Source organism: Gottfriedia acidiceleris (assembly GCF_023115465.1).
GTDB lineage: Bacteria > Bacillota > Bacilli > Bacillales > Bacillaceae_G > Gottfriedia > Gottfriedia acidiceleris_B.
Window position 1 is genome coordinate 4409005 of the sequence record NZ_CP096034.1, and the last position, 13600, is coordinate 4422604.

Below are 13600 nucleotides of genomic sequence, written 5' to 3' on the forward strand. Positions count from 1 at the left end.
CTTTGCTTTTTTACTAGCTTTTGAAGAAGTAACTGTCCTTTTTTCAACTATTCCCTGGATTTAATTAGACTTAAATTATATTTTTCTACATCATTAAGCTCTCCACCATATGCTGGATTAGGTTTGTACCAAGACTTCGAGCTGAAATAAATCGTCAAGTCACTTGATTTAAATACTAAACCATGCCTAGCATAGATTTCATTTCTGGCTAAACGTAATTCATTTGGAGCTAATTTAATTAGATCTGCATTCGTTAGTTTTTTACTATTACTTTCCGGTAAAACATAATCTTTTGATTGTTTTTCTTCATCTGTAACTTTTGTTTCCTTAGTAGTTGTTTCTTTTGAAGTTGTTTCTTTAGCAACTTCCTTAGTTTTTGTTTCAGTTGCCTTTTCACTCTTTGTTTCTTTTTTTACATCCTTATCAGCTACTGCCTTAGTAGAAGCATTTTCCTGATGAATATTACCTTCATTCATTATTTTGGGGTAAACATAAAAAATTGCTGTTGCACCAATTATAAGTACTCCAGCTATCGAGAGTATTAACGAAAAGTATCGTTTATTACTTAAACCATCTTCCTTATCCTTTAGTTTTCTATGTTCTGAACGACTTTCAACTTTGTTTTCTGCCTTACTAGCCAAATTCTTTCACTCCCCTAATACAGTTATAAATAAATGCACTTATCATATTATCTAATCTATTTGCTTAAAATCCAATTCTTTTAATAAAAGTTTAATACGTTATTAACACAATTGAAAAGACTATATTAAAAAAACAAGAAATCCCTAGCTCCGTAAATGGAAATAGGGATTAATCATCACTATATTTATTGGATATTGACGCTAATATATTTGCCTCCTCTAGTTCCAACAATTACTTGTTGTCCAACTACAACAGGAGACGCCTCAATATTAACACCTAGATTAATCTTATTGATAATTTTTCCGCTACCACTTATTAAGTATAGATTCCCAACAGAATCACCTTGAATTAAGTAAGCTTTATTATCCTTTGTATATACGGCTACTGTAGATGACCACGCATAGTTTGGTGAATCTAAATGCCATTTTTCTTTTCCAGTAACAGTATCGTAACTAATTAATAAGCCCCCATTTATCGTTTTATACCTTGAAAAATTAAAAATAATCTGTCCTTTTAACGGGCCAGTTCCAACAATTGGAGTCGCTAACAGTCCACCATTAACAGGATGATTACCTTTTATCGAATAACCAGGTATTTTCTCTCCCTCATATGTTAGTAGACTATTAAAATGAAACTACTAAGATTATATATAATAGGAAGTAAGCAATTTGTCACATTTTGAAATTAACTAGTTATTCTTACTTAAAGATTGATTGCTTCATTTTGATTCTTACTATTTTTTACTTTATTATTAATAATATAATTTTCAACCTTTTCTATGAATTCCCACTATTTACACCTTGAGTCCCGTAAAACTTATGATACATTTAAAGAAGAGACTTGATTGATTACCAGCTCAGGAGGGAACATCCTTGATCCAGACTTTTTTTTAGTTTATAAAGATGTTTAACACGGTATGGAGGGAGAAAAAAGGAAAACTTATTAGTATTTTAAAAAGCACGGCATTAAGTACTATAGATTTATATTGGACTGAACATTTAGAGCATTTACAACAATTGATTGAAGGGATACACTTAAGACAGTATACAGTATCAATAAGAAGATCCAATTCGACCATATGAATTTGATGGATTTACTCTGTTTGAACATACTCATAACATAATACTACAAGAAATATCAGCAAGTCTTGCTTCAACATTCCAAGAATTATCTTGTCCACAGGGGGTAGAAAAACAAAATGTTATCGTCGATTAAGCGTTTATTACAAAAAGGTAAAGATTCAACAGTTTCATCGAGTGATTTATTGCAACAAACATCTACTGATCAAGCAGTTCAAGTTGAAGAAAATGAAGTGGTTGAAATTTTCCCTAAAATTTCATTCCATCCATTAATGCATATTGAGGATGAAAAGCGTTATGTTTATCAGTTTTTAAATAACGAGCTTTCTCCTTTAAAACCAAATCAATTATCATTATCTGCAATCGAACTTGAAATTAATGATGACGGAAGTGCCACTGTTACAGCATTCGTTCGTAACAGTTTAGAAAAATTAGTTCGTTTAGAAGACGCTATTCTTTTATTGATTAGTGAAGAAGGAGAACTATTAGCAAAAAAAGGATTTAGATTGGAAGAGCTTGGCGAAATGCCACCTTGCAGCAGCCGCCCATGGCGCTTTGTATTTGAACGAGAGTATTTACTAAAAGAGGACTTGCCTGAAACAGGTTTTGAGTTAGCATTTGATTTATCAAAAACTATCCACCGATTAGATATAGATCCAACATGGGAAGGCCGACTTACTGAAGAACAAATTACAGAATTAAGCAATCTTGTAAATTCTTTACCTAAATTACGTATAAATGAAGTGAGTTTACATGCTTTACGAGCAAGCTATAATGAAGAAGGAAACTTAGGCGTTAATATTTTAGTTCGAAATGGATCAACACAAGCTGTTAATCTAGAATTACTACCACTAGAAATGTTAAATGAGAATGGCGAAATAATTGCAAAAGGTTTATTCACACTACCTCCATTAACAATACAGGCAAATACGAGTAAACCATGGACATTTATCTTCCCAAAAGAACTAGTTGAAATAAATGCGTTCTCACAATGGACAATTAGAATACCTGAACAAGAAGTTATTTAAGGCATATTAAAGAATAGATTCACAAACTTTAAAAGCAGGATTTATGGTCAATTAAGATCTTAAGGCCTGCTTTTTGTATTTCCTGCCTCTGCTTTTTTTTTAAAACAACTTACCTCTTGCCTACCCATCAGAAGAATATCCTTCTATTAATTCCTTAATCATCATTAACTTTTCTTCATCTGATTTTAGCTTATATTCTACTTTCTGACTTAAATACATACTAATAATCTTTGTGGCTTTACTAATTTGTTTATCAAAAATGTAATAAGAAATTGGGAATATCCTCTCTTCTCCATTCCTAAACTGTATTTTTGTTTTTCTTTTTTCTTTTATATATTTATTTATTTGGATAAAATTTAGCCATTTGCAAGATATGTTATTTTGCGAAGATGTAGGAATCATAATAATTGATAATGTGGGATTAATCATAAGAGGAATCTTTTTCATAGTTGGATATTTACTTTTTACGACTTCGAGATGACCTCTAATCGATTGATTATGGTAGAGGGCGGATTCTTTCAAGATTGCTTTCATTGGCCGCTTTGAATAGATCACCCCTTTGTTTTTATCTGTTATTTTGGTTAAATACTCTGGACGATCCGCAGCTTCAATCAGCATTGTTTCATACGATACAACATAATCTAATTTTGACATATGAGCCTCCTTTGAGGATTTTTTACATATCGATTATATCAAAATTATCTTTCCTTATTTTTGAAACTTCTATGACCGTTTTTCAGTGTTTTAGTAAAATTTACTTCTTTTAAAAATATAAAAATAGATAAGATTTCATTAAATTATTTCTGGCAAATTTAAAGTTTTAAATTCAATACTCACATTTCACTCTGTTTTTTTTATTCTTAATTGAAGTTTCCAAATATGATCTATTTCTTATATTTTTATATAGTTACTTCACCGCGGAATACACACAAGGGCATGCCTTTAAGAAAGGCAGTAAGCATGAAATGTAGTGAAGAACAGGTAGATTATCAAGTAGTTTCAGGAAAATTGAAGCCAAGTACATTCGATGAATGCATAAACCAGTATGCCCGAATGATAAAAGCAACTATGAAGAAGTTACATATATATAAAAACTTTGATGAATACTATCAAATTGGTCAAATTGCACTATGGAAGGCTTATCAGCAGTATCAAACTGAGAAAGGGAGCTTTTCAAGTTACGCTTATATTACAGTAAGAGGCTATTTATTAAACGAGCTATCCAAAGCAATTAAATATGATGAGAGAAACGTAGTAGTAGAACAAAACCATGAAGATGTAATATATTGCGACGAAGCATTTTCACTAGATAATTTTATAAGTTTTCTAGATGGGATTTCTCCCTTACAGAAGCAAATTCTAATTAGGCGTTTCTACTACAATCATGAGTTTCCACAAATCGCATATAGCCTAAATATGAAAGAATCTAGTGTTCGATCTAGTTATCGCTATGCATTAAAAAGATTAAGAGAATCAAGATAAAATTTTAAAAATAAAGTAATCTATTTGTTGATTACTTTATTTTTTTAAAATTGAGTTCCTATTAAGTCCAAATTAACTAGTACTTTCCTCCTGTTTTTACAAATTTTAAAACTATGCCGTTTTGAGTAGGACTTCACACATTTTTTAACATTTCCTTCCATTTTGACCTATTCTAAAATATTATTCCAAAATTACTAAATTTTACCAGTTGTTTTTTAGAGTTTCGACATTTTTTTTACAAATGTCGAAATGTTTTTTCTTAGAATTTTTCCAATTGTTTCAAATATGAAAAAACGCCTTGATTTATCTAAATCTTTTAATATAATTGAAATATTAGTAATATTATTGTTTTTTTTGAAACTACAAATTACTACAAACTATGTATTGGATTCATTATATAATTGTTATATAAATTTTTTAAAAATTGTAATAAATCCACCAGAACTCTCTCTAGAAAATGGCAAACCAATTGAGAGGTTGGGACGCAAAGCCACTGATCTTAATCGTAAATATAGTTAAAATGAACTAGTTCGCTATATTTTTTAACTAGTAAACGAACTAAGACAGCAGGGTTACCTAGGTATTTTATACCTTAATTTTAGGAGGCTATTATCCATGTACAGTCAATTGGAAAAACATTCTGCCGAATTAAACTGGATCGACTTACTACTAGAATGCATTGAAGTAGGCTTAAGTCCTGATGAAGTGCGATCATTTCTTTACAATTGCGTTAAAGATTCATGTCAAAACTAGGATAACTACTCCCTACTATGATATACTTTTTGTAATAGTCAAAAAGATATGGAGTAGCTTATATGATTGGAGAACGAATTAAAAAACTACGTTTACAACATGGAATGTCACTTACAGAGCTTGCAGAACGTGCTGGTATCGCAAAATCTTACATAAGTTCGATTGAACGAAATCTACAAAGCAATCCTTCAATTCAAGTACTTGAAAAAATTGCTGGCGTCTTCAATACAACGGCAGAAAGCCTCCTGAAAGATGATATTGATCCAACAAAAATTATTGATTCTGAATGGATGGAAATCCTTCAAGAAGCAATAAATTCAGGTATACCCAAAGATGAATTATTAAAATTTATTGAGTTTAATAAGTATAAGCAAGGCAAATAAACCTTCGAATTAAAATGTTTCCATTTTAATTTGAAGATTTTTTTTCCCACAAAAAATAAGAAGGGTGCTCTTCAAACGAAGAGTGCCCTTCTTATCATTTATTTACGTAAATCATATTTTAGAGTAATGTTATCGATATAACAGCATCTTTACTAGAGCTGCCAGATTTATCTTTAGCATACATAAGTTTTAACACATGTTTACCTGGTTGAATAATAAGCTTTTTATTTATCCAATGGTTATCTGTACCTGATTCACTAACTAGTATATTGCATCTAATGAAATCGTTAAGATACCTTTATTTAGTTGAGAAAGCTCTAAATAATCAAAAGATAATTAGAAAGAGCTTCATCCATTCAAATAATGACTGACTAAAAGTTTATACGTTTTTATCTTCCAACCGCATTTTGTTCTTCAGTTTTTGAAACATTCATTTCTGTTGACCTTCCCCGCTAGACTGCCTTGGCTGTTTAGTATTAAATATGAAATAAATTAAACGTAAATACTGTTCATTCTCTATTTTTTTTCATATTCCAAAGTAAAAACCAGGATTATGTACTGGGTCTTTAGTATCCTGCTGATTTACATTCGAATATCAATTTGAGAAATTTGTAGAAACTACAGGGGATAAATATCAGAGGAGTAGTCTTTTTGTTCAGATTAAGATCAAAGCAAAAAACCCCCGATTTTTAATATAGTTAAACTATAAAACAAATCGGGGGTTTTTTCTTATTGTATTAATCCCAACTGATCGCGTAGTTCGTTTGAAAGTGCTAAACGATTTTCTTCCGGTACTAAATAGTAGTAGATTCCCTTAATCATTTTTCCACTTCCTTCTAGTTGCTGTTGTTCAATACTGTCAGTGGCACCGCGGTAGCTTTTCTGAATATCGAACATTTCATCTAAGGTTAAATTAGTTTCTAGATTTTTACTAATCAAATTTAATATATCCTTATAACTCACTAAACTTTTAATTTTTGTTCCTTTATTAATTACTTCCTGAATAATTTGACGTTGTCTAGCTTCCCGTCCAAAATCACCTTGTGGATCCTCGTAACGCATTCGGGAGAAACTTAACGCCTTTTCTCCATTTAAAGATAATAATCCCTTTTTAAAATGATAACCATCATTTGTGAAGTCTAGTGTATTCATAACCTCTACTCCACCAATTGCATCTACAATGTCCTTAAATCCCTCCATATTGACCTCTAAATAGTAATCAATAGGTATGTTTAAAAATTTCTCCACAGTGTTTACACTCATCTGTATGCCACCGAAAGCAAATGCATGATTAATCTTATCCGTACGATCTTTCCCTACTATTTCAGTACGAGTATCACGTGGAATACTAATAATTTTCGTCGTATGTTTTGTAGGATTTACGGTTATGACCATTAGGGAATCAGAGCGCCCCTGGTCACCTGGCCGTTTGTCTACTCCTAAAAGCAATACTGAAAAAGGATTCTTTTCTTTAACGCTGACAGGTTCGACCCTTTTCTCTGTCTTATCAATTGGGTGATAGATCACACTTGTCGTTTTCGTTACTTCATGATAAACATAAAATCCAGTAGCTCCAGCTATAACTACGAGTACGGTCAAAACAATTCCAATGCGCAACATTATTTTTTTCCAGCTCACGGATATTGCTCCTTTTAGTAAATATTAGAATGTAATTCACAACTATATTTATAAATTTATAACTAAAGTGTGGTAAGTTTCTAAGTTAGCAATTCTTACTTATATTCATAAGCCTTGATTGGTTTATTTTTTTTGCTTCAATGTTAAAATATTAATTTCAGGTGGATTAAATAATCTAAACTTAAGGAATGGAATAAAATTGCTGCTTCCTAGGCCTGTGCTTACATATTGTTTGGTATGTTTGTACTCCCAAAGTCCTTTAACGCGGTTTTGTGGAGGAAACAGACCACCCCACTTATACCAACCCTCTGGAACGAATGGTGCTCCTATAAAAGGTAAACGAATTTGTCCTCCGTGATAATGTCCAGCAATAATCAAATCGTATTTACGATCTTTAAACTTCAGACTAGAATCATTTAAAAGAGTATCAATTCTCGTGTCAACTATAGGATAGTGGTTAAGCGCAATTAGGACATTATTCTTTTTTAAATGATTAATACCGGATATCTCTTTCATTAATGTTTTACGATGCTCAAAATACTGCTTGGTTTGTGAATATTCAGGTAAGAAGATTCCATTTGTTTGTTTTTCACTTTGAGACGGTTCCAGGATCGACGTTTCAAAGTCAACGAAGTTTATTGAGGAATTGCTTTTTTTGACTGAATAAACAGATTCCAAGAATTTGACTCCACGTTTTTCAATTCCTTTTACAAACTCACTTTTTACTAATACACCTTTTGAATTCACATAATATGACTCAGGATCTTCATTTCCAGGTATATAAATGGCATTCTCTTTATTTTTTAACCCATCTAATAACTGATAAAAAGGCTTGATGTTAGTACTCTGACTTTTAAGAACCATATCCCCAGTGAAAACTATTGCATCGTAATTTATAGAATTAATAGATTTAAGCAATCGACTTTGATTTTTGCCGAACTCTTTACCGTGTAAATCTGTGATTTGAAGAATTTTATATCCTTCGAACTCTTTTGATAAGTGGTCTACTAAGACATCTTGTTTTGCTATTGTAATTCGGTTATTATCCAAAATTATATAAATTACTAGAGCACAGATAAATAATATGATTAACCCTGCAACTACTTTTGCTAATTTATTTTTCAAAGTAACCGCTCCACTATCAACTTTTTATACAAAGTATTGATAACCCATTCAAATGAAATTACTATTTGATTGTCTGCTTTAATTCAAAAAAATCAAAGAGCTCCTCAACGCTTTCAGTTACATAAACATTCTTACATTTATCCGCGTCAACTTTACTTTCAAATCCGTAACCATACGTCACAGCAATAAAATCAATTCCCACTTTCTCTGCACCAATTGCATCATGCATGCTATCACCGATCAATACTACTTTTGATAAATCATTTTGACCTATCTCTTCTAAACACATTAAAATTAAATCTGATTTACTAAGCGTATCGGCATCATCGACACCGAAAATAACATCAAAGTGCTTACTCAATTCGAAATTTTCCAAAATTTCTTTTGCTAAATCATCCCTCTTTAGCGTCGCAACTGCCGTAGTACATTTTTTCTCTTTTAATGAAAATAGTAACTCTTTAATATAGCTATATTGCTTAGCTTCGAATTTACCCTTTTCTTTGTATCTACTTCTATAAATTTTTACAGCTTCTCTTGCCTTCTCTTGATTAAAACCGCACTCTCGCATAAACGATTCGGCAGGTGGTGGACCAATAAATCGTCTCTGCTGTTGAACTGTTAATTCCGGTGCCCCCATTAGCATTGCAGTATGATTCGCACCAATCATGATTCCTTCCGCTGTATCTAATAAAGTTCCATCTAAGTCAAAAATGATTGTAGAATATTTCATATGCCCTCCGCTTTAATATGTCTTACTATACAAATGAACCTCTTTATAAATCGTGGACGTTACAAAGTGAATTCCCATATGCTTTTCTACATCGGCTAAGTACTTTTTTATTTCTTCATTCTTCTTAACAAGCTCAACCATTTCAATATGATTAATTAATTCTGTTGAATAGTAGTTTTTACCCTTGTTCAAACTGAACCCATCAAATCCCGCAAGATACACATGATCAATAAATAAACGATTTAATAAATTAATAGCCATTAATCCTGCGTTATCTGAAATTAAGGAGTTTTCTAGCAGTAAATCAGAATAATTAACGACTATTGATGAATCCACTTTTAAATTTGTAATATTTGACGTTGTAATCAAAGTTGTCGTAGATGGTCTATCTTTTATTACATCTTCCATACTCTTAAATCTCTTACTATTGCTAATAAAAATAGCGTTACAGTTAAAAGTACTTGGTAAAAAATTTACGCTAATAATAAATGGGGCCTCTTCGTTTATAAATGTTTTAATATTCTCTAATTCATTTTCAATTGATATACCTGGTGCAATAATAAGTACTTTTTTATTACCAATTAACTTCCTTAATCTCTTCAAACTTTCTGTATCGTCTACTAATTGCATTTGATGGCTTATGTATAAATCTTCAATATAATTTTCATCATAAATATCACGTTTTTTGTTCGGGATTTGCCTTAATATTGTATTGATTGACTTAACAGAAATGGTCTGTTTATTCATTAAATATGAAGCATAGTTAGGGTGACAATTATTGATTGCTGCTATAAAATAGGGGACGGAATAACCCCATTTAGGCTCATTAAAAAATCTACTCAAATGTTCATCTACAATTTCCAATAACGGTACTATTTTATATTTTTCCTCAATATTTTCATTAATGTACTCGGAAATTAGCTCGGTGCATAAATTTCCCGCTCCTCTTCCCATACCAAATACCGAAGAATCTATTATTATATTTCTTTTAGTGTGCAGCGTTAGCAATTCTTGGGCATTTGAAAAAGATAATTGTAAATTATTATGAGAATGGAATCCGATACTAATCGTTTTATCAAGATTGTGATCAAGCAAGTGGTACATTCTCAGTAAATTATTTTTGTACATGATCCCAAGTGTATCTACTAAGTAAAATGCATATGGTTTTAACTCATTAACTTTTTCGATTAGAGCTAACAGATTTGCATCAGTATAGCTAGTAGTACCCACTGGTTGAATAAACACTTTATACCCTTTTTCAATTAACATTTTTCCATATTCTAATGCTTCAGCAATTTCTTTTTCATTATCATGGAACGTTAATCGAATTCCATCAATTGAAGTACCGTCATATCCTTTTATTTTATCGATTGAGATAAATGGTTGATCAATCATAGCTACGTAAATAGTATCTTTATTTTTTGGCTGAATCAGTTCTTTGATTTTTTCTACATCATTGAAAATTGTAGTATCATTATCATAATCCACATCTCTAAGAAATCCACATTCGATAATGTCAATATTAGATTGTGTCAATTTTTCAATTACTTTTTTAACCGTTCTCTTACCAAAATTCCAATCGTTGATGTATCCACCATCGCGTAAAGTACAGTCGAGTAGCTTTATATTGTTCACTCAAATACCACGCTTTCTAAACGATTTTTTATGATATCTTGTACTTTATCTAAATCTTTTGGAGTATCTACTGATAGAGTCGTCACACTTGCTTCCACAAATTTTATCTTTTGACCATTCTCAATAAATCTAAATTCATCAATGTCTTCAGCTGCTTCTAAAGGACCTCTTGGTGCTGAATAACAGAACTCCAATGCACTTTTTGTAAAACACTGTACTCCAACGAACTTTTTATAATAGAAATCGTATGTCCCTTTTGGGTAAGGAATTGGGCTTCTGGCTAAATATAATCCATATCCAAAAACATCTGTTGCAACTTTAATCTTTGAAAAATCAACTGCCTCCAAAGGATTTTTTAACTCTGTCATTAAATTTGAAAAATATAGTGAACTCGGATCAACCTCTTTAGGAAGAATCCTTCTAATTGCCTCAGTTTCTATTAATGGTTCATCTCCATTTACATTAATATAAAAATCCGCATCTACTACTGTAGAAACCTCGTATAGTCGGTCTAGATGTGTTTTATGATTTTCAGAAGTCATAATTGTTTTTATTCCATAGTTTTCACAAACTTCTTTAATTCGTAGATCATCTGTTGCTACATATACCTCATTTAGTCCCTCTAATCCTTTTAATCGTTCGTGTACCCACCAAATCATTGGTTTTCCACAAATGTCCGCTAATGGTTTTCCTGGGAATCTTGACGAATTATATCTAGCTGGGATTACACCAATTATTTTCATAAATTATCCCCCTCCCGATCTCATAGTACAAAAGGTATTGTTCACTTTAAAAAATGTTCTCTTAAAATATTTCTACTGAATTTTTTCTACTATATAATTATTGTATTTATTTTCATTTAGCTTACTTTCATATGCTTGAAAAAATTTTATTCGCTCCACTAGATATTCGAAATATATTCGTTCTCCTTTAAGATTTCCCTTTATCTTTCGAAGAATAAATTCTAAGTAAAATATATATCTATATATTTCCGACTGATTTACTAGAATTGCTGCCATTTCTGAGTTAATAAAATTGCCTTCTAAGTAATTCCGAATAAAAGTATGAAATACGTTTTCAAATTCTTCACTTGCTTCGTACAACTTTTTTTCACTTACATTTGAAAATTTTTCGAATATAAGAAAGTAAAGATCAAAAAATGAACTTCTAATTTCTAAAGTATTCCAATCTATTACCTTAGTTATTTTCTTACTCTTCAGAACATTCCCTTCCCAAAAATCTCCATGGGTGAATCCTAAAACAATTTCAGTTTTTAAACAATTTTTTTTCAATTCTATATTTATCTCTGAAACAAATTCATAAATAGGTTTTATACTGTTATTTAATGTGAAATCTTCTTGTAATAAAGGATTTAACAATTCATCTATCCTCTTTGTAACGTTTTGGAGATGTTGCCCCAATGAGATTACTTGGTAGTTTTTACTAAATAAAATATCTCTTAATATAGGTAAAGCCTCTGTATGAACGTTCTGAATATTAAAGCAAGCCGGTTTTAAATTTACATAAGATTCTTTCATAAATCTATTACTAATATTCCAATCTAGTAAACTTTGGGATAGTTTACAATTTTGAGCCTCGATTAGTTTATAAATTTTATCCTCCATTACATTTCTTGAAAAATTGTTAGGAAATATAGTCGTAACACTTTGCTCTCTAAGATTTACAATTTTATGTTCACCGTGCCCCACCAAAATTAAACAATTTCCATAATGTGATGACGACAAAGTTGGAAAAGTACCAGGCTTTACTTTATTAATTCTCTTTTTTTTATAATATAAATATGCAAATTCTAATACTCGAATAAGTCTAACTATTGGTATAAAAAAATTAATAAATCCAATTTTCGTCTCCCTTTCAAGAAAACCAAAAGGTTTCCCTTTAAAAAACAGGAAGAATATAAGACCAATTAAACTTTGTTCTAAGTTTATGTAAAGCGAACTATATAGAAAGTTATCTATATAAATATAAGTAAACTCCTCCATTTAAAGCTCCCTCTTTTTGTCCTTTGATGTAAGATCTTTAATTTTTTAAGTTTAAGTAGCTGTTCATTATATTGAACAATGATTAAAAAAAATATCACAAAAGGAGGTATATTCTAGCAATTAACAAATCATATTTTCTTTATTGAGAACTACTTATCACAAAAATTATCATCTTTTTAAATATCTGTCAATTTTGATTTTATTTAAGTTAAAGAAACTAAAGATTCTTCTCTTTGATTTTTTGCTAAAACGTTATCAAGATTGACTCTTTCAAAAATTTCAAGCATTCCTCCTCTAGTTGCATTTAAGATTTTAATGTTTTTCTTATCCGCATATTCCTTTGCCACTTTGTATGCATCAATCATTTTTAATCCAGCAACTGAATAATTAGAATCATGATAATCATAATTTTTAAAATGGTGGTTCAAATCACTAGAATAATTACTATCTGCTCCAAGTAAATAGATCTCCTTAAACCCCATGTAAACTGCAATTTGAATAAGTGAATAAGTAATTGTATATCCATCATATACAACTGCAAATGCGTCACCGCTAAATTTTGTATTATATTTTTTATGCATCCAATTATGATTTAGCATGTTCATTGGATAAACGTAAAATTCATCCGAAACAGAATTACGTTTTAAAATAGATTCACCAATAAATTTACATTCTGATTTCAATTCTTTAATATCATCTTTAAACTTAATATAATTTCTAATATCTTGAATACCATAGTAGGTGGGTCTCCAATCTGTTTCGTTAAATGCTAGGCAAATTGAATTCATACTAAATGTAATTTCGCCTCGAAGTTTTTCCAAATCCTCAACTTTCAGGCTTGGTCCCGTTGCAACTATAAAACATCTTTCACCTAAATGTTTATTTTTTATACTTTTTAATTTTTCAAAACGACTCTTTCTGTCAATACGAGTTACTCTTAAAAACTTTTTAAAGTTGAATATAATATTTGGTATAATGACTGGTCTAATCATAGGAATAAAATCATATCTTGTTTTTCTAATACAGTCATAAAAGTACAATGTAACCTTATTACTTTTTAGGATGTCTTTTAAGATATCTCTTATTGTCATATTTCCCATTC

General features: G+C 30.6%; 14 protein-coding genes and 1 riboswitch. Of the genes, 5 read left to right on the forward strand and 9 right to left on the reverse strand.

What is annotated here, in order from left to right; all coding sequences use genetic code 11:
* Positions 1-47 precede the first annotated feature (47 nt).
* Positions 48-641, reverse strand: coding sequence for a YARHG domain-containing protein (locus tag MY490_RS20780; RefSeq protein ID WP_248267348.1), 594 nt, complete (start codon positions 639-641; stop codon positions 48-50).
* Positions 642-1544: 903 nt separating this feature from the next.
* Here MY490_RS20780 and MY490_RS22395 point away from each other — a divergent pair.
* Entirely contained in the window at positions 1545-1724 is a 180-nt protein-coding gene (locus MY490_RS22395; protein ID WP_432707026.1) for a hypothetical protein, read from the forward strand.
* Positions 1725-1840: 116 nt separating this feature from the next.
* Positions 1841-2749, forward strand: a complete 909-nt coding sequence (locus tag MY490_RS20785) for an accessory Sec system S-layer assembly protein (RefSeq protein ID WP_248267349.1) — start codon at positions 1841-1843, stop codon at positions 2747-2749.
* 120 nt (positions 2750-2869) lie between these two features.
* Here MY490_RS20785 and MY490_RS20790 read toward each other — a convergent pair whose 3' ends face one another.
* Complete coding sequence (locus tag MY490_RS20790; RefSeq protein WP_248267350.1) at positions 2870-3403, reverse strand: competence protein ComK; 534 nt, start codon at positions 3401-3403, stop codon at positions 2870-2872.
* A gap of 282 nt (positions 3404-3685) precedes the next feature.
* On the opposite strand from MY490_RS20790, the gene MY490_RS20795 reads away from it, so the two are divergent.
* The 3 genes from MY490_RS20795 (at position 3686) to MY490_RS20805 (ending at position 5367) form a co-directional block, all read left to right on the forward strand.
* Complete coding sequence (locus MY490_RS20795) at positions 3686-4231, forward strand: sigma-70 family RNA polymerase sigma factor (protein WP_248267351.1); 546 nt, start codon at positions 3686-3688, stop codon at positions 4229-4231.
* Positions 4232-4680: 449 nt separating this feature from the next.
* Positions 4681-4811: riboswitch (cyclic di-GMP riboswitch) on the forward strand.
* A 35-nt stretch (positions 4812-4846) separates the two neighbouring features.
* Positions 4847-4984, forward strand: coding sequence for an anti-repressor SinI family protein (locus MY490_RS20800; protein ID WP_248267352.1), 138 nt, complete (start codon positions 4847-4849; stop codon positions 4982-4984).
* A gap of 62 nt (positions 4985-5046) precedes the next feature.
* Positions 5047-5367: a helix-turn-helix domain-containing protein gene (locus MY490_RS20805; RefSeq protein WP_069033798.1), complete on the forward strand. Its 321-nt coding sequence runs from the start codon at positions 5047-5049 to the stop codon at positions 5365-5367.
* Positions 5368-6096: 729 nt separating this feature from the next.
* Here the strand turns inward: MY490_RS20805 and MY490_RS20810 are convergent.
* The 7 genes from MY490_RS20810 to MY490_RS20840 all read right to left on the reverse strand — a co-directional run bounded on the left by MY490_RS20810 (position 6097) and on the right by MY490_RS20840 (position 13589).
* Complete coding sequence (locus tag MY490_RS20810) at positions 6097-6987, reverse strand: LCP family glycopolymer transferase (RefSeq protein WP_248269447.1); 891 nt, start codon at positions 6985-6987, stop codon at positions 6097-6099.
* Positions 6988-7128: 141 nt separating this feature from the next.
* Positions 7129-8130 (reverse strand): metallophosphoesterase, encoded by a 1002-nt coding sequence (locus tag MY490_RS20815; RefSeq protein ID WP_248267353.1) that lies wholly within the window; start codon positions 8128-8130, stop codon positions 7129-7131.
* Between the two features lie 61 nt (positions 8131-8191).
* The gene (locus tag MY490_RS20820; protein ID WP_248267354.1) at positions 8192-8860 is read right to left on the reverse strand and encodes an HAD hydrolase-like protein; all 669 of its coding nucleotides are present in this window, start codon (positions 8858-8860) and stop codon (positions 8192-8194) included.
* A 12-nt stretch (positions 8861-8872) separates the two neighbouring features.
* A complete protein-coding gene (locus MY490_RS20825) occupies positions 8873-10495 on the reverse strand; it encodes an aldolase catalytic domain-containing protein (RefSeq protein WP_248267355.1) in 1623 nt (540 codons plus the stop codon).
* Positions 10492-11238 carry a 3-deoxy-manno-octulosonate cytidylyltransferase gene (locus MY490_RS20830; RefSeq protein WP_248267356.1) on the reverse strand — a complete coding sequence of 249 codons (747 nt, stop codon included), beginning with the start codon at positions 11236-11238 and terminating at the stop codon, positions 10492-10494. The genes MY490_RS20825 and MY490_RS20830 overlap by 4 nt, the downstream gene beginning before the upstream one ends.
* A 72-nt stretch (positions 11239-11310) precedes the next feature.
* Complete coding sequence (locus MY490_RS20835; protein WP_248267357.1) at positions 11311-12498, reverse strand: protein kinase family protein; 1188 nt, start codon at positions 12496-12498, stop codon at positions 11311-11313.
* A gap of 203 nt (positions 12499-12701) precedes the next feature.
* Positions 12702-13589 carry a 6-hydroxymethylpterin diphosphokinase MptE-like protein gene (locus MY490_RS20840; protein WP_248267358.1) on the reverse strand — a complete coding sequence of 296 codons (888 nt, stop codon included), beginning with the start codon at positions 13587-13589 and terminating at the stop codon, positions 12702-12704.
* Between the last annotated feature and the right edge of the window lie 11 nt (positions 13590-13600).